Source organism: Polynucleobacter nymphae, from assembly GCF_018882155.1.
Classification (GTDB): domain Bacteria; phylum Pseudomonadota; class Gammaproteobacteria; order Burkholderiales; family Burkholderiaceae; genus Polynucleobacter; species Polynucleobacter nymphae.
In genome coordinates, this window is sequence record NZ_JACVPA010000001.1 from 886,601 (window position 1) to 912,439 (window position 25,839).

28 protein-coding genes are annotated in these 25,839 nt (G+C 44.7%); 13 read left to right on the forward strand and 15 right to left on the reverse strand.

What is annotated here, in order from left to right:
* Positions 1 to 228 precede the first annotated feature (228 nt).
* Together ICN29_RS04515 and ICN29_RS04520 are read right to left on the reverse strand one after the other, a co-directional pair.
* Entirely contained in the window at positions 229 to 1,134 is a 906-nt protein-coding gene (locus tag ICN29_RS04515) for an EamA family transporter (RefSeq protein WP_216130126.1), read from the reverse strand.
* Positions 1,127 to 2,752, reverse strand: a complete 1,626-nt coding sequence (locus ICN29_RS04520) for a GMC family oxidoreductase (RefSeq protein ID WP_216130128.1) — start codon at positions 2,750 to 2,752, stop codon at positions 1,127 to 1,129. Before ICN29_RS04520 ends, ICN29_RS04515 begins: the two co-directional genes overlap by 8 nt.
* 124 nt (positions 2,753 to 2,876) lie before the next feature.
* On the opposite strand from ICN29_RS04520, the gene ICN29_RS04525 reads away from it, so the two are divergent.
* From ICN29_RS04525 to yjgA, 3 genes are read left to right on the forward strand one after another with little or no spacing between them, the layout of a single operon-like run.
* Positions 2,877 to 3,179 (forward strand): type II toxin-antitoxin system RelE/ParE family toxin, encoded by a 303-nt coding sequence (locus ICN29_RS04525; protein WP_216130130.1) that lies wholly within the window; start codon positions 2,877 to 2,879, stop codon positions 3,177 to 3,179.
* Positions 3,180 to 3,219: 40 nt separating this feature from the next.
* The gene (locus tag ICN29_RS04530; protein ID WP_216130132.1) at positions 3,220 to 3,537 is read left to right on the forward strand and encodes a helix-turn-helix domain-containing protein; all 318 of its coding nucleotides are present in this window, start codon (positions 3,220 to 3,222) and stop codon (positions 3,535 to 3,537) included.
* 31 nt (positions 3,538 to 3,568) lie between these two features.
* Positions 3,569 to 4,096, forward strand: a complete 528-nt coding sequence (gene yjgA, locus ICN29_RS04535) for a ribosome biogenesis factor YjgA (RefSeq protein WP_216130134.1) — start codon at positions 3,569 to 3,571, stop codon at positions 4,094 to 4,096.
* A 15-nt stretch (positions 4,097 to 4,111) separates the two neighbouring features.
* On the opposite strand, the gene ICN29_RS04540 is transcribed toward yjgA, so the two are convergent.
* From ICN29_RS04540 to pcaD, 7 genes are all read right to left on the reverse strand, one after another.
* On the reverse strand, positions 4,112 to 5,173 hold the full coding sequence (locus tag ICN29_RS04540; RefSeq protein ID WP_216130136.1) for an acyltransferase family protein: 1,062 nt from the start codon (positions 5,171 to 5,173) through the stop codon (positions 4,112 to 4,114).
* Positions 5,174 to 5,257: 84 nt separating this feature from the next.
* Positions 5,258 to 5,758 (reverse strand): c-type cytochrome, encoded by a 501-nt coding sequence (locus ICN29_RS04545; protein ID WP_216130138.1) that lies wholly within the window; start codon positions 5,756 to 5,758, stop codon positions 5,258 to 5,260.
* A gap of 90 nt (positions 5,759 to 5,848) precedes the next feature.
* Positions 5,849 to 7,114: a PQQ-dependent sugar dehydrogenase gene (locus ICN29_RS04550; protein WP_255538063.1), complete on the reverse strand. Its 1,266-nt coding sequence runs from the start codon at positions 7,112 to 7,114 to the stop codon at positions 5,849 to 5,851.
* A gap of 113 nt (positions 7,115 to 7,227) precedes the next feature.
* On the reverse strand, positions 7,228 to 9,366 hold the full coding sequence (locus ICN29_RS04555; RefSeq protein ID WP_216130140.1) for a TonB-dependent receptor: 2,139 nt from the start codon (positions 9,364 to 9,366) through the stop codon (positions 7,228 to 7,230).
* Positions 9,367 to 9,397: 31 nt separating this feature from the next.
* The gene (locus ICN29_RS04560) at positions 9,398 to 9,574 is read right to left on the reverse strand and encodes a hypothetical protein (RefSeq protein WP_216130142.1); all 177 of its coding nucleotides are present in this window, start codon (positions 9,572 to 9,574) and stop codon (positions 9,398 to 9,400) included.
* Positions 9,575 to 9,619: 45 nt separating this feature from the next.
* Positions 9,620 to 10,198, reverse strand: coding sequence for an HdeD family acid-resistance protein (locus ICN29_RS04565; protein ID WP_216130144.1), 579 nt, complete (start codon positions 10,196 to 10,198; stop codon positions 9,620 to 9,622).
* A gap of 75 nt (positions 10,199 to 10,273) precedes the next feature.
* Positions 10,274 to 11,089 (reverse strand): 3-oxoadipate enol-lactonase, encoded by an 816-nt coding sequence (pcaD, locus tag ICN29_RS04570; RefSeq protein ID WP_216130146.1) that lies wholly within the window; start codon positions 11,087 to 11,089, stop codon positions 10,274 to 10,276.
* A gap of 100 nt (positions 11,090 to 11,189) precedes the next feature.
* On the opposite strand from pcaD, the gene ICN29_RS04575 reads away from it, so the two are divergent.
* The 5 genes from ICN29_RS04575 to ICN29_RS04595 are packed head-to-tail and all read left to right on the forward strand — an operon-like array spanning position 11,190 to position 15,369.
* Positions 11,190 to 12,194 carry a Bug family tripartite tricarboxylate transporter substrate binding protein gene (locus tag ICN29_RS04575; RefSeq protein ID WP_216130148.1) on the forward strand — a complete coding sequence of 335 codons (1,005 nt, stop codon included), beginning with the start codon at positions 11,190 to 11,192 and terminating at the stop codon, positions 12,192 to 12,194.
* A gap of 12 nt (positions 12,195 to 12,206) precedes the next feature.
* Entirely contained in the window at positions 12,207 to 13,127 is a 921-nt protein-coding gene (locus tag ICN29_RS04580) for an amidohydrolase family protein (protein WP_216130150.1), read from the forward strand.
* 39 nt (positions 13,128 to 13,166) lie between these two features.
* Complete coding sequence (locus ICN29_RS04585) at positions 13,167 to 13,394, forward strand: hypothetical protein (RefSeq protein ID WP_216130152.1); 228 nt, start codon at positions 13,167 to 13,169, stop codon at positions 13,392 to 13,394.
* Between the two features lie 30 nt (positions 13,395 to 13,424).
* Positions 13,425 to 13,796 (forward strand): hypothetical protein, encoded by a 372-nt coding sequence (locus ICN29_RS04590; RefSeq protein WP_216130154.1) that lies wholly within the window; start codon positions 13,425 to 13,427, stop codon positions 13,794 to 13,796.
* Positions 13,797 to 13,833: 37 nt separating this feature from the next.
* The gene (locus ICN29_RS04595; RefSeq protein WP_216130156.1) at positions 13,834 to 15,369 is read left to right on the forward strand and encodes a glycosyltransferase family protein; all 1,536 of its coding nucleotides are present in this window, start codon (positions 13,834 to 13,836) and stop codon (positions 15,367 to 15,369) included.
* 7 nt (positions 15,370 to 15,376) lie between these two features.
* On the opposite strand, the gene ICN29_RS04600 is transcribed toward ICN29_RS04595, so the two are convergent.
* Together ICN29_RS04600 and ICN29_RS04605 are read right to left on the reverse strand one after the other, a co-directional pair.
* Positions 15,377 to 16,825: a bifunctional class I SAM-dependent methyltransferase/glycosyltransferase family 2 protein gene (locus ICN29_RS04600; protein ID WP_216130158.1), complete on the reverse strand. Its 1,449-nt coding sequence runs from the start codon at positions 16,823 to 16,825 to the stop codon at positions 15,377 to 15,379.
* A 74-nt stretch (positions 16,826 to 16,899) separates the two neighbouring features.
* Positions 16,900 to 18,189: a serine hydrolase domain-containing protein gene (locus ICN29_RS04605; protein WP_216130160.1), complete on the reverse strand. Its 1,290-nt coding sequence runs from the start codon at positions 18,187 to 18,189 to the stop codon at positions 16,900 to 16,902.
* A gap of 178 nt (positions 18,190 to 18,367) precedes the next feature.
* Between ICN29_RS04605 and ICN29_RS04610 the strand changes: the two genes are divergently transcribed.
* The 3 genes from ICN29_RS04610 to cobA are packed head-to-tail and all read left to right on the forward strand — an operon-like array spanning position 18,368 to position 21,546.
* Entirely contained in the window at positions 18,368 to 20,089 is a 1,722-nt protein-coding gene (locus ICN29_RS04610) for a nitrite/sulfite reductase (protein ID WP_216130162.1), read from the forward strand.
* Positions 20,086 to 20,718, forward strand: coding sequence for a DUF934 domain-containing protein (locus ICN29_RS04615; RefSeq protein ID WP_216130164.1), 633 nt, complete (start codon positions 20,086 to 20,088; stop codon positions 20,716 to 20,718). The genes ICN29_RS04610 and ICN29_RS04615 overlap by 4 nt, the downstream gene beginning before the upstream one ends.
* A 24-nt stretch (positions 20,719 to 20,742) precedes the next feature.
* Positions 20,743 to 21,546, forward strand: coding sequence for a uroporphyrinogen-III C-methyltransferase (gene cobA, locus ICN29_RS04620; RefSeq protein ID WP_216130166.1), 804 nt, complete (start codon positions 20,743 to 20,745; stop codon positions 21,544 to 21,546).
* A gap of 3 nt (positions 21,547 to 21,549) precedes the next feature.
* Here cobA and ICN29_RS04625 read toward each other — a convergent pair whose 3' ends face one another.
* Together ICN29_RS04625 and ICN29_RS04630 are read right to left on the reverse strand one after the other, a co-directional pair.
* Entirely contained in the window at positions 21,550 to 21,753 is a 204-nt protein-coding gene (locus ICN29_RS04625) for a hypothetical protein (RefSeq protein ID WP_216130168.1), read from the reverse strand.
* 144 nt (positions 21,754 to 21,897) lie between these two features.
* Entirely contained in the window at positions 21,898 to 22,266 is a 369-nt protein-coding gene (locus ICN29_RS04630; protein WP_216130170.1) for a sirohydrochlorin chelatase, read from the reverse strand.
* 79 nt (positions 22,267 to 22,345) lie between these two features.
* Here ICN29_RS04630 and ICN29_RS04635 point away from each other — a divergent pair, with 79 nt between their 5' ends.
* Complete coding sequence (locus tag ICN29_RS04635) at positions 22,346 to 23,365, forward strand: calcium:cation antiporter (protein WP_216130172.1); 1,020 nt, start codon at positions 22,346 to 22,348, stop codon at positions 23,363 to 23,365.
* A 12-nt stretch (positions 23,366 to 23,377) separates the two neighbouring features.
* Here the strand turns inward: ICN29_RS04635 and ICN29_RS04640 are convergent, their stop codons facing one another.
* Positions 23,378 to 23,617, reverse strand: coding sequence for a hypothetical protein (locus tag ICN29_RS04640; protein ID WP_216130174.1), 240 nt, complete (start codon positions 23,615 to 23,617; stop codon positions 23,378 to 23,380).
* 19 nt (positions 23,618 to 23,636) lie between these two features.
* A complete protein-coding gene (locus tag ICN29_RS04645) occupies positions 23,637 to 24,446 on the reverse strand; it encodes a DUF3108 domain-containing protein (protein WP_216130176.1) in 810 nt (269 codons plus the stop codon).
* 249 nt (positions 24,447 to 24,695) lie between these two features.
* Between ICN29_RS04645 and ICN29_RS04650 the strand changes: the two genes are divergently transcribed.
* On the forward strand, positions 24,696 to 25,763 hold the full coding sequence (locus ICN29_RS04650; protein WP_216130178.1) for a glycosyltransferase family 4 protein: 1,068 nt from the start codon (positions 24,696 to 24,698) through the stop codon (positions 25,761 to 25,763).
* The last annotated feature ends 76 nt before the right edge of the window (positions 25,764 to 25,839 follow it).

Genomic DNA, 25,839 nt, shown 5'->3' on the forward strand with positions numbered 1-25,839 from the left:
TCTTAAGGCTGGAATTCAATCAAAAAAGAAATGGCTTAGTGGTTTTAGCCAGTTCAGTTTTTTGGCTACTCTAATAGCTACTGGAGCCTTGTTATATTACGGGCCTGCACAAATTCGAGATGGTGTTGTGACGACACATTGGGTGTCGGGGTTGATATTCTTTGCGATCTTTTTATTGCATGCAGTCAGAAAAAATACAGGTCTCAATCCTGTGAGCCCATCAAAAACCTATTTTTTTCTAAACCACCTTTGCAAGCTTGGCCAGAATAAGTTCACAACCAGGCCAGCAATCACTAGGCCAGCTGCTAAAATTTTCCACAAGGGTAGTGACTCGTTCAAGAAATAAGTAGATGCCCCCATCCCAAATATTGGCACTAATAATGGCGCTGGTGCTACTACTGCCGCTGGGTGTTTAGAGAGTAGCCAAGCCCAAGCAGCATAACCAAAGACGGTATTGCCCCAGGATTGCCAAAAGACACCGATCCAAGCCCACATTGATGCAGAGATTATTGAGGTACTCATCTGCTCCCAACCGCCCTCGAAAATCCAAGAAATCAGAAAGAGTGGTGGAAGTGAAAACGCGCTGGCCCACACTACATAAGAGAGCATATTAATAGAGCCCGCACGACGACTCACCGTGTTCCCCACTCCCCATGAAAGTCCTGCAAAAACTATCAAGGCCAATCCTATAAATGTCGTATCGGCATCCGTATGAAGTCCAATAATTGCGAGGCCAGCCATAGATACTGAGACAGCAACTGCTTGATAGAGCCTTAAACGCTCTTTTGCAAAAAACATTGCAAGGCCGATGGTGAAAAATACCTGCGTCTGTACGACTAATGAAGCTAACCCTGGAGAAATTCGTCCATCAAGCGCAAAAAACAAGATCCCAAATTGCCCAACCCCAATAGCCAAACCATATGCACAAAGATTACCCCAAGAAACCTTAGGCCTTGGTATAAAAAATGCCAAAGGCAAAAAGGCAAAGGTGAAGCGCAGCGCTGCAAATAGGAATGGCGGAAAGGCATCTAAAGAAAGTTTAATTACTACAAAGTTAGTGCCCCACACCGCGACAATTGCTAAGGCTAGTAAAAGATGGCTTAGGGGTAATTGATTGCTTTTATGGCTATTCACTAGTGAGCAACTCCGCAACACGCTCTGCAATCATCATTGTAGGAGCCGCGGTATTACCCGAAGTGATGGTGGGCATAGCAGAGGCGTCTACCACCCGTAGATGATGAATGCCCCTAACGCGTAATTGAGAGTCAAGCACTGCCATAGGATCATTAGCGCGCCCCATCTTGCAGGTGCCTACCGGATGAAAGATCGTAGTTCCAATATCACCCGCAGCCTTGACTAACTCTTCCTCAGTTTGATACTGCGCACCCGGTCTATATTCCTCTGGGGAGTATGGTTGAAGTGCGGGACTTTGCACAATCTGACGGGTGAGTCGCAATGACTCAGCTGCAATCTTGCGATCTTCTTCTGTCGCCAAATAATTTGGCGCAATGACTGGTGGCGCTTCAGGATTTACTGAATTGATATGCACACTGCCTCGCGATGTTGGCCGAATATTGCAAACACTGGCTGTAAAGGCATTAAAAGAATGTAAATCTTCACCAAACTTATCTAGCGATAAGGGTTGCACGTGGTATTCCACATTGGCACGCTTTTGTGTTGGCGAGCTATAAGCAAAAGCGCCCAACTGGGAAGGCGCCATCGACATCGGCCCAGAGCGCTTGAAGAGATATTCCAAGCCAATCATGATTTTACCAAACCAAGAATTGGCTTTGGTATTGAGCGTATTAATACCGTTGACTTTGTAAACCATACGCAGCTGCAAATGGTCTTGTAGATTTTCACCAACGCCCGGTAAATCCACAATGACTGGGATGCCTAATGAAGATAGATGGCTAGCTGCGCCAATACCGGAGCGCTCTAGTATTTGCACACTGCCAATCGAACCTGCACACAACAGCACTTCGCCACCCTGATCAATTGCGCACAGCGCCTCACTAACCATGCCATCCTTTGAGTACTCAAGGCCATAGCAATTTTTAGTGGTCGGATCAATTTTGAGCTTTGTGACTACTGCCTCAGTAATCACTGTGAGATTGCTACGCTTGGCAGCATCCTTTAAAAATGCCTTAGCAGTATTTAATCGAAATCCAGCGCGTTGGCTCACATCAAAGTAACCAACACCAAAGTTATCACCCCGGTTAAAGTCATCCGATGCCGGAATACCTGCCTCTACAGCGGCCTCTCTGAATCTATCCATAATGGGCCAGCGCAAGCGTTGCAGAGATACTGTCCACTCACCGCCTTTGCCATGCCATTGATTGGCGCCACCGTGATAATCCTCAAACTTTTTGTAGCGCTCTAGCGCGTTTTGCCAAGACCAAGCATCATCGCCAGTTGCTTCTACCCAAGAGTCGTAATCGCCTACTTGGCCACGCATGTAGATCATGCCGTTAATAGAGGAGCAGCCACCCAAGACCCTGCCACGAGGATAGAGTAATGAGCGGCCATTTAGGCCTTTTTCAGCAGCGGTCTTAAAACGCCAATCAGCTCTAGGGTTATCAATGCAGTACAGATAACCCACCGGAATATGAATCCAGATGTAGTGGTCACTCTTACCTGCCTCAATGAGTAATACCTTCTTGTTGGGATTCTCAGTCAAGCGCTTAGCCAACATACAGCCAGCACTGCCTGCCCCAATGATGATGTAGTCGTAGGTGTTTGCTTGAGTCATGTGTTTTACATCATATAGAGCGCTATTCGCTTTACTTCCTATTATTTACCAATACAAAAAATCAGGCATTTCTTGTCACTTTTGTTGATTTGATATAGAATCATATTTGATCTAATATTAGATCATGAGAACCACCTATAAAAAAGCTTTTGCCCAATTTGTAAAAAAGGCCTCCAAACCTTTGCAGTTAGCAATTGAAATCAGGGTCGCTGAAGTTTGCAATAACCCCAGGATAGGCCAACAAAAGCTGGGCGATCTCCAGGGGGTGTTTATTTATAAATTTCGCTTTAATAAGCAGGAGTATTTGATGGCATATCAATTTGATCATTTTGCAGGTGAATTAAAAATAACCTGGATTGAGTTTTGCCAAATCGGACCTCATGAAAATTTTTATACGCAATTAAAAAAATCCTTTCGACTCAAATGATAACTTCAAGCCACTTCAATACAGAAAGTGAGAGATATATATGACTCAATCAATGACTGCAGAGGCTCTGTTTGCTCAAGTGAAACAAATGCCCGCAAAAGAACGTATTAAATTTTTCTCTTTAATTGCAATAAATGCCTTCCAAGAGACTGACTACACACATGAACAAGTATTTGGACATCTAAGAAATGCGACCTTTTCAGCTGAGGAAGCAGCAGAATTTTTAGAGATCTCACTTCCCACCCTACGAAGACATGTTCAGACGGGTAGATTAAAACCCTCATCAATTATCGGAAGAAGTCAGCTATTCTCTAGCGCCGATCTAAGACTTTTAAAGCAGAAAATCAACAAAGAATAATTAAAGCTCAATACCCGTCTAAAATGAGACTATGCACATTAATGAGAAGAATCGCACTCCTAAAGTAGTTGAGGCCGATGAAGGCCCGAGCAAGTCTGAGCTCAAACGCCAGATGACTGAGCGCCAGAAATTGGCTGAAGTCTTGGCAGCCTTAAGTAGCGACGCCCTCAAAACCATCCCCATGGATGAGGCCATTAAAGTAGCGATTGCTGAAACCAATAAGATCAAAAGCTTTGAAGCGATTCGTCGCCATAAACAATACCTTGGCAAACTCATGCGCTTTTTGGATGCAGACGAACTAGATGCTATTCAAAAACGGTTAGATGCAATTCAGGGGGTTAGTAAAGCTGAGACTGCTAAGCTCCATTTTTTAGAGAGCTATCGTGACCGTCTGATAGCCAATGATGAAACCTTTTCTAAAATGATTGAGCAGTACCCTGATATGGATATTCAGAATATGCGTACCCTCATTCGCAATGCGCGCAAAGAAAAAGAGCAGAATAAGCCACCAAAAGCGTATCGCGAGATCTTTCGGGTCTTAAAGGATATGGGGCTCTAAACCCAATCTCTCGAATTAGATTTTCAGGCGCAGTGCTGGCATTTCAATCCAGCGATATAAATAGTTAGCAGCAATGATGCTACACCCCACTACCCCTAACATGAAGGCAATTGCCAATGCGCTACTTTTATGGGTATGCAGACTGCTTGCAACATAAAGTGTGTTCGCTAATAAGATCAACGCGAAGTGAGTCAAAAAAGCACAGTAGGAGCGCTGGCTTCCCCAAGCAATCGCATGAAGCGCTGCCTGAGATCCTGCTTTAGTAGGGTATGGTTTATCTCCCCAGTACAGTAATATCATTGCCACAAACCAGGCTAAGAAGTTTCTCAGCCAAATTTGCTCAAAAGATGAAATTGCGATGATGAGTCCAATGAGCAATAGCGCAATCTTGGCTAAGCGATTCACACTCTGATTATCAAAGTGCTTACCTAAGTAGGCTAATACACCTAAGCCATACGAGCCAATGAAATAAATAAAATAAGCCTCATAAAGTCCCGAGCGATTAAAGAATAAAAGTGAGCTCACTGCTAGAACGCTAATCACCCATATAGCAGCTTGATATCGCGGAAAAGAAATCAGCAAGATTGCCAAGACTGAGTAAAGCTGCCAATCAATCGCGATATACCAAGCGCCCGCTGAAATCGAATCGAGACCCAAGATACCCTGGATAAAAAAGAGATGGGCTAAAAATTGAGAAAGGGTTTCTGATTCACCTACAAATTCATCGCTCACCCAAAAGCGAGCGATATAGGCACAGGCAATCGTCAAGATCAAGGCGCTGGCATAGGGAGCAAAGAGGCGTAAATAACGATTGAGAATGACCTTCAATAATCGATGTACGCTAAATCTGTCATTGGCATAGCGACTTAAAGACTGAGCAGCCAGATAACCAGCCAACACCAAGAAGATTTGCACGGCATAACGACCATACTCGAAGAGCCAAGTCATGATGATGGGCAATGCCTGCCGCGCATCCTGTGCAATCTGTCCGTAACTGGATAAATGGTGAAGAATGATTAAGAGGGCCGCAAAGACCTTTAGAAAATCAATGAATAAAAAATGGGTTTTTGATTGCAATGAAGTTGTCTATTTAAAGGGTGGCTCATCAAACATTTGCTTAAATAACTTTAAGCGCAATGATTGAATGCTCTGATCAAAATCTTATTTTAATTGGGATAAGTACTGAGCGATAGCCTGAAGATCAGCATCATTCATACCGTACAAAGAGGCGGCCATAATCGTATCCCGCCCAGTTGCTTGATTATTTCGAAATTGGCGCATGGTATGCAATAAGTAATCCTCACGCTGCCCCGCCAGTCTAGGCATTTGCTCACGACCAACGTAATCGGGCAAATGGCATGTTCCACAGAGTGCCTGCTTAGAAAGAAGCTGGCCGCGCTCATAAAGAGCTTCATCACGCTGACCTGGTACAGGCTTTAGTACTTGAGCGGAATAAAACTTGGCCAGAGCAATAATTTGCGGATCACTCAGGCCATCTAATTGACCCCTCATGACAGGAATATTCCGCATGCCTTCACGAATCATAATGAGATTATTTTCGAGAAATACTTTAGGTTGACCTGCCAATGATGGCGAGCCTGCCATTGTCGAATTACCATCAGGTCCATGGCAGGCGCTGCAAACAGCCAATTTGGCACTCATATCCTGCGCATAAGAAAGCGGCGCAACCAGGAAGAAATAAATCCCCGAGATTAACGCCGCTATTTTTACCAATCTCACCAAAACGAATACTTATTTTTTGCTATAGCTAATTCTGTAGATTGCACCTAACTGCTCATCAGTCAGCAACATAGAGCCATCAGGAAGTTGTAGGAAGAATGTAGGACGACCCCAGAATGACTGATCAGCAGAGTTCATAAAGCCAGTAATGAAAGGAGTGATCTTGGCATTCTTACCATTCGCATCTGAAGTCACAGTGACAACGTCATAGCCTGATTTGGTATTCCGGTTCCAAGAACCCTTACGTGCGATAAAAGCTACATTTTTATATTCTGCTGGGAACATATTGCCGGTGTAGAACTTAATGCCCATCACTGCAGCATGTGCTCCCATTAAAGCGACTGGCTTAGTGACACCCTCACAAGCATTTGGTTTGATAATAGTGTCGTCAGGCATGTTGCCTTCGTGACAATAAGGGAAGCCAAAGTTTTCACCTTTTTTGGTGAGAATATTGAGCGTGTCATTTGGCTTGTCATCGCCCATCCAGTCGCGTCCATGATTGGTGAACCAGAGTTGCTTGGTAACGGGATGCCAATCAAAGCCTTGTGTATTTCTAACACCAGTTGCTAAGACTTCCATACCTGAGCCGTCTGCATTGTAGCTACGGATCTGTGCATATGCAGGCGATGGCAGTTCACAAATATTGCAAGGCGCTCCGAAAGGGACATACAGTTTGCCATCAGGTCCGAAGGCAAGATATTTCCAGTTATGGTGTTGCTCTGGTGGCAAATTGAATTTGGAAGTTAAATCCACCGGTGCCACATTGGGATTCTTACCGATACCATCGTAGCGCAAGACTTTATCAATCGCCATGACATAAAGCGAGCCGTTTTTATAAGCGACGCCAGAAGGTTGCACTAATTTATCAACCACTACGCGGCTAGTACGCTCTTTACCGTTATCGCTCACCTCATAAACGCGACCAATCGCACGGGTGCCGATATAAATTTTGCCGTTATCACCCATTGCCATTTCGCGGGCACCGGGGATACCAGCTGCATAGACTTCAATCTTAAAGCCAGGAGGTAACTTTAAGGTCTTCAGAGGAATTTCATTGGCTGGGGTGGCGGTCATCTTGCCAGCCAATGGAGCCAGCTTAGAGCTGGACATATCTGCGCCCATACCTTGTTTCCATGCTGGAGCTGGTGCTGGCTTAGGAGCCTCTGCAACAGGATTAGAGGTAGTAGAACATCCCTGCAAACCTATTAATGAGGATGCCAGTAAAACAGTAGCCAATGGGATGAGCTTATTCATCACCGGCCTATTAATTGCTTTCATTTAAAAATCTCCCATATTTTTAATATTTATTTAGACTTCGACACCTATTTGAGCACCATTTTACCTTTGGAGCCATCCTATTTTCCTAGGGTAATGCCCTATATGATCGACCCCTAGAAGGTCATTCGGGCCCCCACTGAAATTGCCTGTGGCATACCCGCTTGATAGGCAGATGCCTGTGAGGCAATATTAAAGGTGACATATTGGCGGTTAAACAAATTAACCACTGAAGCAAAAACTGAGGCTTGGGGTGTTACTTGGTAGTTCGCCTTTAGGCCTACTACCGCATATGCCGGTACCGGCAAAGAACCGGTTGCCATCCAAGAATTGCCGACATAACGCACTGTCGTTGTTAGGCTTGCTTGTGGCGTAGGGTAATAAGTTACGCCTGCATTGGCCATATTCATCGGCACACCGCCAACTTGGGTATTGATGGGATCAGTAGTTGCACTCCAGGTCAGTACGGTACGTGTATAGGAATAGCCACCATCTAAAGCCCAATGCGCACTGACATCATGGTGATACTGTAATTCAAGGCCGCGGCTTAATAGATTTTGTTGGTTAGTGTAGTAACTGACGTTGGTATAACCGCCCGTACTTGTAGTGCAACCCGAAATACCTGAAGCATTACATAGACTAGTAGCAAAAGCAGAATTCGCATTCGTGATTTTGTAGCTCGTAATGGCATTTTGAATATAGTTACTAAATCCAGTTAGTTGTGCAAAACCATTCTTCCAGCGATAGTCAGTACCTAACTCATAACCTGTCATGGTTTCTGGCGTTAAATTCGCATTTGATATGGAGTAACCCGTTGTGCTATTGCCATAACTACGCAAGGTATTGTTCATGCTGGGCGCATGAAAAGCCTGATAGGCAGCAGTTCTCAGATCCCAATTACTAGTGGCTTTATAGAGTAAACCCAGTGATGGACTAAATTGATTCTTGCTTTGATTGGGGATATTTTGATAAGTCGGATTAGCCCCGTTGGCACCGGCGTTATAAAGCGTTGGCGTTTGGCTATTCCAGACATCGACTCTTGCTCCTAGCGTTGCTTCTAGTGGAATAGCACTTGCGCTTGATTTGATTTGGCCAAGTAAGCCATAAAAGTTTTGCTGCCCTTTTGCATAATTCACACTTGTCACCGCGCCACTGCCAGTGGTGCTCAGATTGTTACTTAAGTTTGATGCCGAGATATTGCGCGCATCTACCCCAAGGATGTATTGATCAATCCCAGCAACTTTGAGGTCATGCGTATATTGGGTAGAAGCTCCAAGGGTTGTATAAGGATCCGTGTAATTAGCATTGATATAAGTACCGGCACTATTTGCAGTCTGCTTATAAAAATTCGTTGCCTGATAGTAGGCATTGACCTGCACCTTTTTATTGGTATCAAGCTTGGTAGTAGAGCCACCTGCCAAATCTGTCGTTTGTATAAAATTTCTTGCAATCGCAAAGTTATTGCTGAGGTCAGCCATGGTGCTGTGGCCCATTCTCAAGAAAGCATTGGTATCTTGCGTAGGCTTGAAATAATTTTGCAGACGAATGTTGGAATTTTGCGTCGCATTGGTGGTCATCCCCTTAGTGTTATTTACTGGTGCTGGCGAAATCGAGGCGTAGTTCTGAAAACCCTCGCTCGCAAAGTAATCTGCAGAAAAGCGCATTTGCATCGCATCAGAAACTATCAGATCTTTTGATGCAGCGACATTGCCAGTGCCAAAAGCGCCATAACTTGCAGAGACATCTTGGGAGCTATTCTTGGGCGTCTTAGTATTGATATTAATCACGCCACCCATGCCGTAGTTACCCCACAGACTAGAGACACCACCCCTTACAAACTCCACCGATTCAATTGAGGACATCGGAACCAGATTCCATTGCACGGTTCCGTAAAACGCATCATTGGCTGGCAATCCATCAATCAGTACCAAGGTGCGGCCATAGCCAAGACCGCGCACATTAATACTTTGCCCAGTAGGATCTTTTTGGTAATACGGCACATCATTTAAAAATACGCCTGGCACATTCTTAAGTACCTGATCAATCGTTTGATCGGGCGAAGACTCCAATACCTCTTTTGTCAGAATAGTAGTGTTGAGCGGAATTTGATTAAGCGGTGTCTCTGAACGGGTGGCATTGATCACTACATCACCAAGTTTTTGATCGTAATTGGGTGGTGGTGCAATTTGCGCAAAGGCCACCATTGGCAAGATCCATCCAAGGAATGCGATGCAATGACTTAATCTAAAACCCATGCCTATAGTTACCAATGGTCGCCAATAAAAACTACTTTGTTTTTTTCTTACCCATTAAAGAAGCCAGCAAAGGGTTTGCCTCTGCCAGCTCTTTTTTAGATTTAGCCTTATCTGCTGCAGTTAACTTAGGGGTCTTGGCTGCATTTTTCATCCGCTGCGCAGTGACCAAAGCTAAGTTTTTATACAGGTCGGTTTTTTTCATGCTCATCAAAAATACTTTCTACGCTACTTATCTATTGAGTTACTTTGTTCGTTATTTAGTCAGCGAGCGGGCTGCAAGGCCTAAGAACAGCAAAGACCAGCCTTGTAAGAGTAATTCAATTGCGATCAACAAACCGGGCAACCACAAGCTTGAGGCTGGGTAGCTATTCATAATGAGGACCCCCATCAAGATCGATAGCGCCGATGAAAGTACTAACCAGATCCATTCACTGAAATGGCGATGCTGAAATGCGGAAATTAAACGCAATACCCCGGTGACAAAAAAGATTGCTGCTAACCACAACGTAATTGCCTCAAGCGCAGGAATCGGAAAAGACCAAGTAAAGATCGCAGTAGCGATATAAAGAACAGCAAGCAGCAGTTGCACGCCCACACTCTTCCAGCCCTGTGATTTGAGAGCATGTAAGCCCTGCAAGACCCCACCAGCAAACAAAAAGATACCTAGAACATTAATGGATATAAAGGAGAATAAGGTCTGACCGGCAATACCAATCATCCCGAGCACAACAAACAAAATACCCAGGCCAATGAGAGCCCCAGGAATCTTGGCAGCGGCGCCAAGTACCTTGCTACGCATTTCATTGATTTGTGCAGCATTAAGTTCAGTCATTTGGATGCTTTCTGTTATGAGTTCGGTGCTGCCATTCAAAATTGAAATGATCATGCTTGAGATGATCACCACTACTTACAAAGCATTATCAATAGAGTCAATGAAATCTCGTACCGCACGATTAAATGCAGCTGGCTGCTCAATATTAGAAAGATGAGCCGCATCTTCTAATACCACCATCTTAGACCCATCAATCAAACGATTGAGCACAATGCCCTGCTCTACTGTACAAGCTGGGTCATAGCGCCCTGAAAGCACTAAAGTAGGAGTTTTGATCTTGAGTAACATCGTGCTTTGTGCCATGTCTCGCACTGCGCTACCACAAGCCATGTAACCATCCACATTAGTTCCTAAAATCATCTGACGGACTTTTTCAATCTCTGCTGGTGCACGCTCAATAAAAGGTGCTGTAAACCAACGCTTGATCGTGCCATCTACTAAACCGGCGATACCTTGCGTCTTTGCGATTTCAAAACGCTCTTTCCACAAACTACGAGGCGGCATTTCAGAAGCAGTATTACAAAGGGATAAAGAGTAAATTCGCTCAGGGTAGCGCGCGCCTAATTGCTGACCAATCATGCCGCCAATCGACAGCCCCATAAAATGCACCTTCTCAATTCCCAGTGCATCTAATAATCCAATCGCATCATCAGCTAATTGCGCTATGCTATAAGGGCCAGGGCTAACTTCAGAACCCCCATGCCCACGCTTGTCATAGCGTAGTACCCGGTAACGGTCTGCTAAGGCAGGTACGTTCCAATCCCACATACTGCCGTTGGCCATCAAGCTATTCGCAACCAAAAGAACCCGGCCCTCTTTGGGGCCATCAAATCGATAGGCCACATCAAAGCCATTGACCTGGATTGTCTGTTTATCTTGCATTTGTGTCATTTATCTCGAACTCCCAATAATCTTTATTTATCTATTCCAAAGAGCATGTTAGATTATCCGATGAAACAAGCAGAAACTATAAAAATACTCAGGAGATCAGATGCTCACCTCATCTAAACAGGCAAAACCTGCTTTCAATAGTCTTATTCTTGGCAAGCTCATTCTTGCCCTCAGTTTTTACTTTGGGATCAGTCTGGCTCAAGCCCAGAACTACCCCAATCGGACAGTCAAAATGGTAGTCCCTTTAACCACTGGTTCAGGCGCTGATATTGCCGGTCGCGTGGTTGCCAAAAGCCTGACAGAGTCTTGGAAGCAACCGGTCATTATTGAAAACCGTCCGGGTGCTGGCGGACTCATTGGCACTGGAGTGGTTGTGAACTCTGAGCCAGATGGTTACACCTGGTTAGTTCAGTCTGCATCTTATGCAGCCAATCCGGCGATTTACAAAAAACTGCCTTATGACCCACTCAAGAGTTTGATTGATGTTGCCATTTTGGGGCAAACACCGTACGTCATGATCACTGCAGCCGATGGCCCATACCAAACCATTCGCGATCTAGTCATCGCTGCTAAATCCAAACCTGGGGAAATTACTTTTGCTTCTGCAGGTGTTGGTAGCTCTACCCATTTGGCCGCTGAATACTTTAATCAAGTGATGGGCATCAAACTCATTCATGTACCTTATAAAGGCTCACCTGAAGCCATTTCTGACACCATGTCTGGTCGCACTGCTTTTTATATGGCACCACTAGATACTGCGATTGGTCAACTCAAAGGTGGCAAGGTCAGAGCCCTTGGGGTCACTAGCAAAACCCGCAATGCGGCAGTACCCGAGATTGCTAGCGTGGCAGAGCAAGGCTATCCCAACTTTGAAATTGGTTTGTGGTTTGGTGTTTGGGCGCCAGCAGGTACTGCACCTGCGATTGTGAAAAAGATTAATCAAGATATTAATCAAGCGATGCAAGACCCTGAAGTCAAAACTGCTTATGAAACCAAAGGTATTAAAGCAACCCCAATGAACCCTGCTGAATTTGCTAAATTTGTCCGCGATGAAATGGCTAAGTATCAAAAGATTGCTAAAGAGGCCAATATCGAACCGCAATAAAAAGTAGCTCTAGTGAAGCAAGATCTATCAGCACTACTGTGCCAAGCCCCTGATCCAGAAATTCGATCGCCAAAGATCATATTTCCTGCTGGGGCAGTAGATTGTCATGCGCACGTCTGTGGCCCTGCTCGTGTCTTTCCTTATGCGCAAGAGCGCATTTATACCCCACCCGATGCTACTGTAGAGAACTATCAAGCTCTATTACAGATGCTGGGTATCGATCGCGCAGTGCTAGTTCAGCCCAGCGTATATGGCACAGACAATCGAGCAATGCTTACTGCACTCAAAGCCTATCCAAAACAATTTCGTGGTGTTGCAGTTATTCCGAATGAGCCAGCTGATGTGAGTGATCGCTCTTTAGAAGAACTACATTTGGCTGGAGTACGTGGGATACGTTGCAATATGGTTGATGTCGCTGACAAGTCGGCGGGATTACCGATTCAAACTCTTAGAGCATTAGCAGAGCGCATCAAACCTTTTGGCTGGCATTTGGAATTACTCATGCATGTCAACGAGTATCCAGATTTGGCTGCTGTGTTTAAAAACTTTCCAGTGGATTTAGTATTTGGGCATTTTGGCTACTCCCATGCAAAACACGGCATTGCTGACAAAGGCTTTGAAGGATTGCTAGAACTCATGCGCAATGGACAAGCTTGGGTCAAGATGACGGGGCCCTACCGTATTTGCGATGGCAATCTGCCCTATGCCGACATGCGTCCATTTAATGATGCTGTGATTGAAGCAAACTCAAAGAGGTTAATTTGGGGTAGCGACTGGCCCCATGTGATGGTGAAAAAACAGATGCCTCATGATGCAGACCTGTGTGAGCTCTTCGGCAGCTGGGTAACTGATTCCTCCCTGAGAAAGACCATCTTGGTCGATAACCCCTGTATCCTGTATGACTTTCCGGCATTTAGTAAAGTCGGCACTTAAGTAAGATACGAAATACCAGCAAGAAAGAAATGAAATCCCATGGATAACACCCTTACCGTCATTCTTGGCATTGTTGCCATGCTCCTACCACTTGTAGTGGGACGCCTCGTCTGGAAACGCTTTGATCAATATTTTGGTCGTAATGATGAAGCCTATATGGATAGCCTTGGATACTTCCTCAAGAAAATTGGTATTACGATCCTAGTCGCTTTTGTGCTGCTATGGATTGGTATCACCTTAGTCTTTAACGGCAGCGCAGTTTCATAAGTACTGCGAAGCAAAAAAATATCCAATCAGATGAACGATCAACTCAAAACTATTTTCCTTAAAGCAAAACTGAACTTTGCTGTACTAGCAGCCATTCTTTTGATTGCTGTTGTTGGTAAGGTGATCAATCCCCAATTTACCAATACGGTTTTTCTGACCGCAGACCAATTGGTCTCTGATTTATATATTGTCTTTATTGCAATTACTTTGGGCGCCTTTATTCCCAACTTTAAGTTAGTTGCTTTTGGCTCAATTGCTGCCTTTGTTGGGGCAGCAATCCTGATTCAACTGGGCATCTTTACTTACTTAACAATCGATTATGTCTTTGCAATCTTGATTGTGATTCTTGGTTTTGCATCGATTGCCAATCTCTATAGGCACTATCGAGAGTTTCGGTTTTAATCAGACCAAAGCAAGTCGCCAACAGTAGATCAATGGCATGAAATCTCTTCTAAAACAATGCAGCCCTTATTTCCTGATTGGCCTAGTACTAACGGTACTGTTTTACGGTACTGGATATAACCGCAACTGGTCTTTTTGGGCCGACCAAGAATTAACACTCGGCTATAACGGACTTTTAATTAATTCTGGGCTTAATCAAGAATATATTGATCATCCAGGGTTTTTCTCAATTCATCTCATCGCCCTGCTTCTGAAGGTAGGAAGCCTTCTGGGCTTAAGCGATATTAATAATATTATGCAGTTCAATCAAGCGCCATCGATGTTTGATGCAATGCGTTATCTAGTGATTTCTGCGAGACATGCTGCATTACTTACTACCTTTGCATTAATCTCTGGCGTCTACTATGTGAGTAAGCAAATTTTTAAGAGTGCGGGCATTGCACTACTGGTAGCATTTTTGGCGTTTGTCAGCAATGGCGTCTTTTACCATTTCACCGCCACGCGGACAGAGCCAATCGCCTTTCTATTCTTGATGCTAGCCTTGTATTACTTTGTTGCCAGCTATCAAAATAGCTCTTTCAAGAAATATCTTGTACTTCAGCTCTGCCTCATTTGCTTTTTCTGTGCAGCGCTCAATAAAGCACAAATCATTGTTCTAGCACCCTTTTACTTCTGTTGGGCGACTTACTTTATCCCCACTACCAATTTAATTGCGAAAGAGACTTCTAGGAATATTACCTTCGCGTTTTTAGCAGCACTCTCCTATGCCATCTTGCTCTACTTTTATTTTATTCAGTCGACGGGCATTGGCTTCCTATTTAATGTGGCCTTAGTGAGCTTTTTTAATCTCCTGATTGCAGGTATAGCGCTTAAGATCCAGCGCAAGAATGCCTTCATAGCAGTCGCTATTTTTAATGCCTGCTATCTGCTTGCTTTTTTAGTTGTGGAATTAATAAGCACCCAAATCAATCTGGGAATCTCTATTTTTGGCAATATTGCTGACCCCATGAGAATGCTAGGATTTTTAAAGGCTGATCCCTCTCAGATAATGCATCCTGAAAATCATTTTTCAGCAAGCGCATCTATTTTAGAGAGAGTTTCTAGCTTACTAGGGTTTGCTGCCAGTCCGCTAATAGAGACTTTTGGGAGGATTTCATCTTCTACCCTCCTCATTACATTTATTGTTATGACACTAATATATCAATGCAAGAGTATTGCGAAGAAAGAATGGTGGTTTGGATGCTTTAGTCTCGCTAGCTTCTATATTGTCAGTTTAGTGAATAAATTTCGTTATTTAGATGCACCGCAGTACCGCATCTTTTCTGAATTTTTCCTATTCACGTTTGCACTCTTGCTGATCTATAAAATGCCGCAACGGTTACAAAAGAGAACTCTAGGTATTTTAATATTCTTGACTCTACTGGCAAATCTAGTGCCCTATACCCATTACTACAATTGGTTAATACGCAAAGGGTCTCACCCCTTCTGCCAATCTGGGCTCATTCCTGTTCACCAGCGAATGGATGCTAAAAGAATTGATCTGGAATGTATCCAGCCTTCTGCAGAGCATTAACTGGTATCTAGATAAATTTAATGCGGCGGGCAGCAAACGCTACCATCTTCAGCAGCAGCCAGCCGTGACTCCAGCGAGAGATGTTGGTCTCACCATAACGTCTTGCACGATACCGAATGGGCACCTCAACAATCTTTAAATTTAATCGTGCTGCGCCAAAGAGTAAGTCAAAATCACCAAAGGGATCAAAGTCACCAAAATATTTGCGATTATGAGCAATACGTTCGTAGTCGGCTTTCCAGAGCACCTTCGTGCCGCACAAGGTATCCCGAATAGGTTGGCCAATCAACCAACTAAATGCCCATGAGAAAAACTTATTACCTAATAAATTGAGGAAACGCATCGCTTCGTCTTGCATGGGGTATACCAAACGTACGCCATTGACAAACTCACCTAGGCCGCTAGCAATAATGGTATAGCAGCGTGTTAAATCTTCGGGTGGAACAGTGATGTCGGCATCTAGAATCATTAAGATATCACCAGTAGCGGCATCAAATCCATTACGTACTGCATTGCCTTTACCTTTACCGGTTTGCTTAAGTAATTTGCAATTGCAATCCGGGCGCTTAGCTATTTCACTAGCGATCATGTCGTAAGTATCGTCAGTGGAGTTGCCTTCCACAAAAATGATCTCTGTCCCAGAACCCATCTGGGGAACGCGCTCAAAGAGTTCGGCAATATGGCCAGACTCATTGCGGGCAGCAATGATGACTGAGACGCTAGGGTTTTTCTTTTCTTGTAATCCTACGGGCCTAGCAATCATGAAATTAGTAATTGCCAATAACTCAAATGGCCAAATTTTGGCGAGGTAGCGATTACAAAAATTCGAGATGAGTGGAATATTGATCGGTGTAATAATTTCGCGCCACTGCCGCAAGTTCTCATACTGAGAAATCTCCAGCAGATTATTCATATCATGGCGGGTAAGCCAGTTCTGCGGCAAATTTGGGGTAGCCAAACCTAAAGCACGTGCAGCACGTAAAGGTAAACTCCAGGCATGACTAAAAAAGTTCAATACGATCCGCGTGTCTGCATGACAATATGGACGAATGCCATCTAACATCGTTTGCACATCCCATAGATCGTTCACCAGATCTGAGATCACAATGTAATCAAAGATCTGATCACCCAGATCAAGCTGATGGGCATCGGCATGGATAAATTGCAAATGGGAATAATGCTTACGCGCCTTAATTAGTGCTTGCTCACTGAAATCTACTCCCACCCCCAAAGAGGGCTTGAGGGCATGGAGTAAGGCACCATTACGACAGCCAAGCTCTAAAACCTTGCAATCACTTGGTATGATATTTTGGTAAATATGCGCTAACTTCTTTTGGTAGTAAGCGCCCCAAGAATGCGAAGCTGAGCCATTTGCCTGATCCCAAAATTGCTCTCGCGTCTGCTGATACTCTGAAAACTCTAATTCGTAGGGATTGGTGTCTGGGCTTATATTCATAACAAGAATATAACCTAGCTTAAGGCTTGCAAGCCTAAATCATGCTCTATAAAGTACTGTGGTTTGTATTCTATTTACTTCTCTAGTGCTCCATAAATCACCGCATTGAGCTGCTCACGATGAACTTTCCGAATTTCTCCTGGCGCTACACCCATCATGACGACTACCATTTGTTCCTTTGGATCAGCCCAAAAAATAGTGCCATAAGCGCCATTCCAAGTGAAGTCGCCAACATTACCGTTGATGGTTGAAAGACCGCGCTCCATACGCACCGCCACACCTAAGCCAAAGCCGTAACCAACGCGACCTGGCTCAGTGGCACCCACATTATTTTTAATGTCTTTGTTTAAGTGATTTGAAGTCATAAAAGCGACTGTCTGCGGACCTAATACTCTTTTACCTTCGAGACTTCCACCATTGAGCAACATTTGACCAAAACGAATGTAGTCTCCTGCTGTTGAATAGGCGCACGAGCCACCGCAATCAAACTTCACTTTTTGTGTATGAATATCTACCTTCTGGGGCTTTCCCGTAAGCGGGTCTATTGGCAATGGTTGTGCCAAGCGTGGCCGATCTTTTTCCGCAAGCTCAAAGGTAGTGTTGGGCATTCCTACCTTATTCCAAATGCGTTCTTGCATTACTGCACCCAAAGGTTTGCCGGCGATCTTCTCCTCAATCACACCTAGAACATCTAAACCAAAACCATAGTCCCATGTGGTGCCAGGCTCATAGAGCAAAGGTGCGGCTGCTAACTTGTCAATAAACTCTTGCGCGTTGTATTGAACTGCTGCCGGAGCTGAGCCTGCTGGATAAAATTTATGGACAGGGGTCGTACCACGACCACCATAGGTAAGTCCGTTGGTATGACGCATGAGATCTTGAATCGTGATGGGATTTTTTGCTGGCACCAGATTTAACTTGCCGTCTGAATCCATCTGCCCAACTTTCATATCCTTAAACTGCGGAAGCCAATTGGAGATTGGTGCATTTAGAGGTAATTTACCTTCCTCGTAAAAAGTGAGACCACTTACAGTTGCCATCACCTTAGTCATTGATGCCAAATTAAAAATGGCATCTATTGTCATGGGTTTGTTATTGGCCTTATCGAGATAGCCATATGGCTTGTAAATGACCAACTTGCCATTTTTAGACACCGCCAATACTGCGCCAGCCATATTATTGCTAGTGATTTGATCTGCAAAGAAAGCGTCAATTCTTTTAAGGCCATCTTGGGTGAAGCCTTGACCAGGAGGGTTACTCAGAGGCAAAGGTGCTTTTGATGTATCGGCCGCAAACAGAGGGGAGCTTAGGAGCAAGCAAGCCCCTAGGGCGATAGATAGGTCAATCAGCGCTAATTTCTTCATTTTCTCTCCAAATTTTTCTATTTTTTCTATGAGGCTCGTCTTGGTGCGGGCCCTTTAAAGCTATTGAAGCAGACTTTTGCAGTCTAAATACACTTTCTATCCTATATAGCCAAAGGTTATATAGAGCCGACTTTTAAGTAGTTTGATGAATATTGAATGGCCCTGACAATCGTGGGCTATGTATAAATATGACCACATTGACCAAACCCTAGTAGATCAACGGGTTGCCCAATTTAGGGATCAGGTTGCAAGGCGCCTAAATGGCACCTTAGCCGAAGAAGAGTTTCGTCCACTGCGCCTGCAAAATGGTCTTTATCACCAGCGCCATGCTTATATGCTGCGTGTTGCCATACCCTATGGTCTATTAAGCTCTCAGCAACTCAGAACCCTAGCCGTCATTTCCGAAAAATATGACCGTGGCTATGGTCACTTCACAACCCGTCAAAATATTCAGTTCAACTGGGTTACCTTAGAAGATACACCTGATATTTTGGCTGACCTTGCCAAAGTAGAAATGCATGCGATTCAAACTTCAGGTAACTGTATCCGCAATATTACGAGCGATGCTTTTGCTGGAGTGGCTGACGATGAATATGTTGATCCCCGCCCCGTTTGTGAATTGCTCCGCCAATGGTCAACACTGCATCCTGAATTTGCCCATCTGCCACGCAAGTTTAAGTTCGCCATCAATGGCGCCAAAGAAGATCGTACGGTATTACTCTGTCATGACGTCGGTATTGAGCTTAAGAAGAGTGCCAATATCAACAACGGTGAACTGACGGATGGACTCACTGCGGACATCTACGCAGGTGGTGGCATGGGCCGCACTCCCATCTTAGGATCACTGATTAAAACTGGTTTGCCATGGCAACTGCTACCCAGTTACCTTACTGCCCTGCTGCGTGTCTATAACCGCTTTGGCAGAAGAGACAATCTCTATAAAGCCCGTATCAAGATTTTGGTCAAAGCATTGGGCCCGGAAGAATTTGCCCGCCAAGTTGAAAGTGAATGGCAACATATTCAAAATGGGGATGATAATTTCACCCAAGCTGAATGGAGTCGGGTTGCCAAACACTTCACTAAGCCTGCATATCAAAGTTTAGAAAAACTCTCCACTGAGCAAGTGCTAGAGCTTGCTTCAAATACAGATACAGCGGCATTTCAACGCTGGCTTGAGCGCAATGTCAAAGATCATCAAGTGCCGGGCTATGCCAGCGTGATTTTGTCGCTCAAACCGCATGGCACAGTAGCGCCTGGTGATGCCACCACTGCGCAGATGAATGCCATCGCCAATTTAGCAGATCAATACTCTTTTGGTGAACTGCGCGTTACCCACGAACAAAATTTAGTACTAGCCGATGTGGAGCAAAGAAAACTATTTGAGCTATGGCAAGCGGCTAAGCAACAGTATGTGGCGCTGCCTAATATAGGCTTGCTGACTGACATCATTGCTTGCCCAGGTGGTGATTTTTGCTCACTAGCCAATGCTAAATCTCTGCCAATAGCCAAAGCCATTCAGGAACGCTTTGATGACTTAGATTATTTATTTGATCTAGGGGATATCAGCGTCAATATCTCAGGCTGTATTAACTCTTGCGGCCATCACCATGTGGGTAATATTGGTGTACTCGGTGTCGATAAAGATGGTGAAGAGTGGTATCAAATCACTTTAGGTGGCGAGCAAGGCAATGCCGCTGCGATTGGCAAAGTCATTGGCCCTTCTTTTTATGCTGATGAAATCCCCGACGTCATCAGCAAAATTATCAATACCTACACTAAGCATCGTAGTGCAGATGAATCCTTTATTGAGGCTTATCGCAGATTAGGTGTAACACCTTTCAAAGAAGCTGCCTATCAAGATAAAAAAGAAAAGGCAGAAGTCATGGGGAGTGCTGCATGACCATCAATACGATTGCAAGCCATGAGCAAATCTTGCACTTCCCAAGCGAGGGACAACCCCATCTATCAAGCAATGAGTGGCTTATCTGGAATGGTAGCCAAGATGAAGCTGGGAATGTTACCCTCCCCGATTTAGAGAATAGTCAATTTAAAAAAGTACTGGTGCCCTTTACTTGGTGGCGTAGTCAACTTGATGCACATCACAATGAAGCTGACATAGAAGCCGACATAGAAGCCAAAGCCAAGTTAGGCCAAATGGGTGTTTGGTTTGCGGCGGATGACGATATTCTCAAATATGCGGATCTGATTGAAGAAGGAAAGCATTATTGGCTATTAGTAGCTGCGCACTTCCCGATTTTTAGAGATGGTAGAAGCTTTAGTACTGCAGCGCTACTGAGAGATCGTTTCCAATGGGATGCCGAAATTCGGGCGATTGGTGATGTGCTGATCGATCAACTCTTACAAGGAGCAAGAGTCGGCTTTGATAGCTTTGCATTGCGCCCAGATCAAAAGGTTGATGTTGCCCTAAAACAATTTGATTTATTTACAGTAAGCACTCAAAACAGTTGGCGCGGCCAAAGAACTTTGCTGCAAAGCGCGCAATCGGAAGCACACTTAGTTAATGCATAGCCGATACATAACTAATACACAGTCATGACAAGCCATTCTTCTCCCGGAAAAGTCTATTTAGTTGGCGCTGGCCCTGGCGCTGCTGATCTCATTACTGTTCGTGGTGCTAAGCTCTTAGCCAAAGCAGATATTGTGTTTCATGATGCGCTGGTGGAGCCAGAGATGCTCGATCTGTGCCCACAAGCAATCAAAGTGCCAGTTGGTAAGCGCTGCGGCAAGCTCTCCTCTGCACAGCACTTTATTAATAAGCGCTTGGTTGATGCAGCTAAGCAATACAAAACCATCGTCCGGCTCAAGGGTGGTGACCCTATGCTCTTTGGTAGAGCTGATGAAGAAATCCAGTCCTTATCTAAAGCAGGGGTTGAAGTAGAAGTTGTTCCAGGAATCACTGCAGCATTAGCTGGTGCAGCGAGCATTGGCCAATCACTGACATTGCGTGGGGTCTCACGTAGCGTGGCTTTTATTACGCTAGCGCAAGCAACAGAAAAGAGAGGCGAAGGGCAACCTATTAGTAACCCCAGTGCAGATACCTTGGTGTACTACATGGGGCGTAAAGATACCGCCAAGATTGCACATCAATTAATAGATGAACAACGCGATCATCATGCTAATACTCCTGTACATATTTTAGAAGCAGTGAGCACCAAGCGAGAACGTCAGTGGTCTAGTACTTTAGGCGAACTCGCTTTAGGTAAAGCAGACTCCTGGTTTGATAGCAGCTCACCAGCGCTGATTATGATTGGTGAGGCGTTAAGAGAAAAAATAGTGGAAAATCATTTGCTCATCGACAGAGGTGATGATGCTGAATATCAGAAACGCTTTGGATAAATTTTAAGAGCTAGCTTTAGCTTGACGTTGCTTAATGAGTTCTGCGGCAGGTATGCGCTGCACTTTACCATCCAACATTATCACAATTGCTGTATTTGTCTGAATGGCCAAGTCGATAGCTGCTTGACCGGCTCTTTGCATAGCATAGTAAGAACCTGCAATATCAGGGTCCGCTGAATCTCGTATGTCTTTAATTTTTGCGCTCATACCTTAACTCCAATCGCTTTGCTCTGGAGGAGTTTTATCTCCATAAAATCCTACAAACATAATGATCTTCTTTATTGGTTGCATACGCGTCATTTTAAGCAGTCACCTGTAAAAGCTTTTCATATTCCGGAAAAATAAGACTACTTATGGGGACATAGCCCGACACCCAAAATCAACAATCGCCTGTAAAACCGCTTGGTCCTCACCAACAGCGCTCGTCGCGCTTAAAGTAATCTGCGGAAACTTTGTTTGGCACTCTTTCAGTAGGACCGGAAAATCATTTCTTAAGTGGCCACCCTGACCAAAAAATATGGGTACTACGGTAATTTGGGTGGCTCCCTGAAGGCTTAAACTCCTCACAGCCTCTTCCAAGCTAGGCTGCATCATTTCTAAGAAGGCGAGCTCTACTGGGATCCCAGCATGCTGGGCACGCCATAAGGAGACCAGCGTATCAAAAGGCTCGCGCCACCGAATATCGCGGGCCCCGTGGCCAAACAGGATAATTGCTTTCATATATGTCAGATCTTGTAGATAATTTTCTAAACTGTCGTAAGCTTAACCTTAATTACTATTCCTACCAAGCGGCGCCCTTATGACCACTCTCCTGAGTCAAACCTGGTTCATCATTTTGATGAGCATTACCTTAATTGGTGGAGTTCTAGCTGCTGTGCATCATGCAGAAGTCATTGCCCATAAAACGGGTGAGCCCTATGGCTCCTTGGTGCTTGCCATCTGCGTCACGGTTATTGAGGTTTCACTCATCATCTCGATGATGCTCACAGGGCATGAGGGCTCACAATTTATTGCTAGAGATGCGGTGTTTGCTACCGTGATGATTGTCATGAACGGTGTGATTGGTCTGTGCATTTTTATTGGCGGCCTTAAGCATCATGAAATGACTTTTCGCAATGAGGGTACTAACTCAGCGCTCGCAGTCCTCACTGCCCTAGCCACCTTCATTTTGATCATGCCGATTGTGACTGTGAGTACACCAGGGCCAGACTTTACTAAAAGCCAACTTGCATTTGCTGGTACAGCTTGTTTTGCTTTGTATATTGCTTTTCTCTTTTTTCAAACGGTGAGCCATCGCGACTATTACTTACCTAAAGCTGAAGATCAGAAAACCGATGTGAATTTTCATGCAGATAAACCCAGTAACCTCAAAACTGCAGTAAGCGGAGTACTGCTCGTTCTGTCCCTGATCGTCGTCGTTGGGCTAGCAGAATTACTCAGCCCTGCGATTGAGGCAGGTGTTGAAGCTGTGGGCGCTCCTAAGACGATTGTGGGCATTGCCATTGCCCTACTCGTACTACTGCCAGAAGGATTTGCCGCAGTCCGGGCAGCTAGAGCCAATCGCTTGCAAAGTAGCTTGAACTTAGCTCTAGGATCGGCATTAGCCAGTATTGGGCTATCCATTCCAGCGATTGCGGCCATTGCCATCTTCTTTGATTTACCGCTCAGCCTAGGCATTAGCAACCTCAATATGACATTGATGTATTTGTCATTCTTTATTGGGGCCTTAACACTTGCTATTGGTAGAACCACCCTATTGCAAGGGGTAGTGCATCTGATTATTTTCTTTGAGTATCTATTTTTAAGTTTAGTACCTTAGCAAGACTTAAGCTTAATTCTGCGGGCAGGCCTTAGATAAAAAATGCACTAGACGAATTAAAACAGGATCCCAAGATAAAGGGTCTACCGTCGAGGACTCTTTGCTAGGCTTGGGCTCTGGAATAGCATTAGAGAGGACCTGCGCAACTGAATTTTTCTGAGTGGGCTTGCACAATAAACTGACAGCGCCCTGAAATAAAACAAATCCCAGTAGGACAACTGCAATGACAGCAATGAGTATTTGGCGATTCATCAAAACGTCCTAAGCATCCCTACATTGCAGGGATTTTTTTCAAATCAATCTGAATAGTTGCCCCATATTGCGCGTTTAGGCCAATCACTGAGCGCAGCGGTATATGCTCTTTTTCTGAAAACCAGACTTCAAAGGTAGCGGTGTCATCTTTTGAGGTGGTCTTGTAATATCGAACAGCCTTGACCTTAGCGCCATCAAACGGAAACTCCCAAGGCTCGCCACGCACTAAGGTATAGGTCTTGAGAGACCGTCCATCGGTTACTGGCAGCGTAATTGATTTAGCAGGCAAGTCACGGCCAATAAATTGATAGCCTACTGTGAGCATGTCATACAAGCGGCCAGTAAAAGGGGCATTGCCAACGGGAGGGGTGCGTGAAGACACTTTATAAAAATTCAATAGATTCTTTTCTACCTTGGCAATCAGTAATTCGGTATTGCCGCGCTTCTCTTGATAGGTGTTAGTTACAAAACCCTCTTTGGTAATGGTCCCAACAGAATCGCGTAATAACTTTTGATCCGCCAGTACTGTAGAGAGCACAGAGCCTAAAGTGCCCGTCGAGTTGATATGGTATTGGTCTTTGCGTAGATCCACTTTATCCACCACTGTAGCTACTTGCATCGAGCCCTTGACTAAACTTAATACTTGCTCATAAGGGCTTGGCGCTTCGCCAGATTGTTTTAAGTAGGCTGCGCGTTTGGTGGGATCAGCAGTGATTTTCAGATCGTATTCAAACTGAATGGTTTGGGCGCTAGCCCCAAAAGCAGACAAGGCAAAGATGATGAGGGCAGCAATCTGCCTAGCATCAGGTGACAATGGAATATTTTTCATCGTCCTATTTTATAAGCAATCACCCCTTCAGCGTGGCTGAAATTTACTCCCCCCTTTTTTTGATGTTAGATTTTTGAACACTATTGCCGCCCATCACCCCCCTTCGCATCAAAGATTCAAAGCTACAAAACGCTCAGAGTGCTAGGGTTATTACTATCAAATCGGGAGAAGCCAGAAATATTCTCGAAAAATGGGGGGGGGGGGAGAAAAGCCTACTCAATGAATGCTAATTAAATCTATAATCAATCCATGCTCGGATTAATCACCGCCTTTCTCGTCTCGTTTGCGATTACGCTACTGATTATTCGCACCAAGCATTTACATAAGCAATTTTCTGGCGACTCTGATTTTTCAGGGCCCCAAAAGTTTCATCAAACTTCAGTCCCCAGAATTGGCGGCATTAGCATTGCTGGTGGCCTGTTTGCGGCAATTCTGATCAAGGCCATGGATATCGGTCTTGAAAATCCAGCAGTAGCCCTCTTATTGTGCGCCATCCCTACTTTTGCCATTGGACTGACTGAGGACCTGACTAAAAAAATTGGGGTTAGGCAGCGCCTGCTTTTCACTACTATCTCTGCACTGTGCGCAATCTACCTTCTCGGCTTGCAAATTACCAAACTCGATATTGTGATAATCGATTTTTTATTTACCCTACCCTTGTTTGGGGTTTTGTTGACGGTAGTTGCCATCACAGGCTTGGCCAATGCGTACAACATCATCGATGGCTTTAATGGCTTATCAAGCATGGTTGGAATCATCACCTTATTAGCACTGAGCTATATTGCTTTTATAGTAGGTGACACTGCGATCATTTTTCTTGCCCTAGTGATGGCTGGCGCAATCTTCGGATTTTTTATTTGGAACTACCCCCAAGGCCTGATTTTTTTAGGCGATGGTGGCGCTTATCTGATTGGCTTTTGGATTGCCGCTTTGAGCATCTGGCTTTGCGCTAGGCACCCTGAAGTGTCCCCCTGGTTTGCCCTCTTAATCAATGGCTACCCCATCATGGAGACCCTCTTTACGATCTATCGCAGAAAAATTCATCAAGGCAAAAGTCCAGGTCTACCCGATGGCATTCACTTTCACACCTTAATCTATCGCCGTATCTTGCTCGCCAAACATGACAATAGCGCCCTTGCGGCAAATGCCAGAACGGCGCCCTACCTTTGGATTTTAGCCGCGCTGTGCATTATTCCAGCAGTGCTGTGGTGGCAATCGACCCCGATTCTAATGGGAGCCTGCGCGCTCTTTATGGTTTCGTATGTGTGGCTCTACACCCAGATTGTGCAATTTAAGATGCCTAAATGGTTTGTGTAGGTTGATAGGTATCAACTGCTAGCGCGATACATAACAATACCTCACCAAATAATTTGATAATAGATATTGTTAAGGG

Coding starts and splice junctions, on each gene's coding strand:
- ICN29_RS04520 (WP_216130128.1), bottom strand. CDS start 2,752: ATGACTCAAGCAAACACCTACGACTACATCATCATTGGGGCAGGCAGT.
- ICN29_RS04525 (WP_216130130.1), top strand. CDS start 2,877: ATGAGAACCACCTATAAAAAAGCTTTTGCCCAATTTGTAAAAAAGGCC.
- ICN29_RS04530 (WP_216130132.1), top strand. CDS start 3,220: ATGACTCAATCAATGACTGCAGAGGCTCTGTTTGCTCAAGTGAAACAA.
- yjgA (WP_216130134.1), top strand. CDS start 3,569: ATGCACATTAATGAGAAGAATCGCACTCCTAAAGTAGTTGAGGCCGAT.
- ICN29_RS04545 (WP_216130138.1), bottom strand. CDS start 5,758: ATGAGTGCCAAATTGGCTGTTTGCAGCGCCTGCCATGGACCTGATGGT.
- ICN29_RS04550 (WP_255538063.1), bottom strand. CDS start 7,114: ATGAAAGCAATTAATAGGCCGGTGATGAATAAGCTCATCCCATTGGCT.
- ICN29_RS04555 (WP_216130140.1), bottom strand. CDS start 9,366: ATGGGTTTTAGATTAAGTCATTGCATCGCATTCCTTGGATGGATCTTG.
- ICN29_RS04560 (WP_216130142.1), bottom strand. CDS start 9,574: ATGAGCATGAAAAAAACCGACCTGTATAAAAACTTAGCTTTGGTCACT.
- ICN29_RS04565 (WP_216130144.1), bottom strand. CDS start 10,198: ATGACTGAACTTAATGCTGCACAAATCAATGAAATGCGTAGCAAGGTA.
- pcaD (WP_216130146.1), bottom strand. CDS start 11,089: ATGACACAAATGCAAGATAAACAGACAATCCAGGTCAATGGCTTTGAT.
- ICN29_RS04575 (WP_216130148.1), top strand. CDS start 11,190: ATGCTCACCTCATCTAAACAGGCAAAACCTGCTTTCAATAGTCTTATT.
- ICN29_RS04585 (WP_216130152.1), top strand. CDS start 13,167: ATGGATAACACCCTTACCGTCATTCTTGGCATTGTTGCCATGCTCCTA.
- ICN29_RS04590 (WP_216130154.1), top strand. CDS start 13,425: ATGAACGATCAACTCAAAACTATTTTCCTTAAAGCAAAACTGAACTTT.
- ICN29_RS04595 (WP_216130156.1), top strand. CDS start 13,834: ATGAAATCTCTTCTAAAACAATGCAGCCCTTATTTCCTGATTGGCCTA.
- ICN29_RS04600 (WP_216130158.1), bottom strand. CDS start 16,825: ATGAATATAAGCCCAGACACCAATCCCTACGAATTAGAGTTTTCAGAG.
- ICN29_RS04605 (WP_216130160.1), bottom strand. CDS start 18,189: ATGAAGAAATTAGCGCTGATTGACCTATCTATCGCCCTAGGGGCTTGC.
- ICN29_RS04610 (WP_216130162.1), top strand. CDS start 18,368: ATGTATAAATATGACCACATTGACCAAACCCTAGTAGATCAACGGGTT.
- ICN29_RS04615 (WP_216130164.1), top strand. CDS start 20,086: ATGACCATCAATACGATTGCAAGCCATGAGCAAATCTTGCACTTCCCA.
- cobA (WP_216130166.1), top strand. CDS start 20,743: ATGACAAGCCATTCTTCTCCCGGAAAAGTCTATTTAGTTGGCGCTGGC.
- ICN29_RS04625 (WP_216130168.1), bottom strand. CDS start 21,753: ATGAGCGCAAAAATTAAAGACATACGAGATTCAGCGGACCCTGATATT.
- ICN29_RS04630 (WP_216130170.1), bottom strand. CDS start 22,266: ATGAAAGCAATTATCCTGTTTGGCCACGGGGCCCGCGATATTCGGTGG.
- ICN29_RS04635 (WP_216130172.1), top strand. CDS start 22,346: ATGACCACTCTCCTGAGTCAAACCTGGTTCATCATTTTGATGAGCATT.
- ICN29_RS04640 (WP_216130174.1), bottom strand. CDS start 23,617: ATGAATCGCCAAATACTCATTGCTGTCATTGCAGTTGTCCTACTGGGA.
- ICN29_RS04645 (WP_216130176.1), bottom strand. CDS start 24,446: ATGAAAAATATTCCATTGTCACCTGATGCTAGGCAGATTGCTGCCCTC.
- ICN29_RS04650 (WP_216130178.1), top strand. CDS start 24,696: ATGCTCGGATTAATCACCGCCTTTCTCGTCTCGTTTGCGATTACGCTA.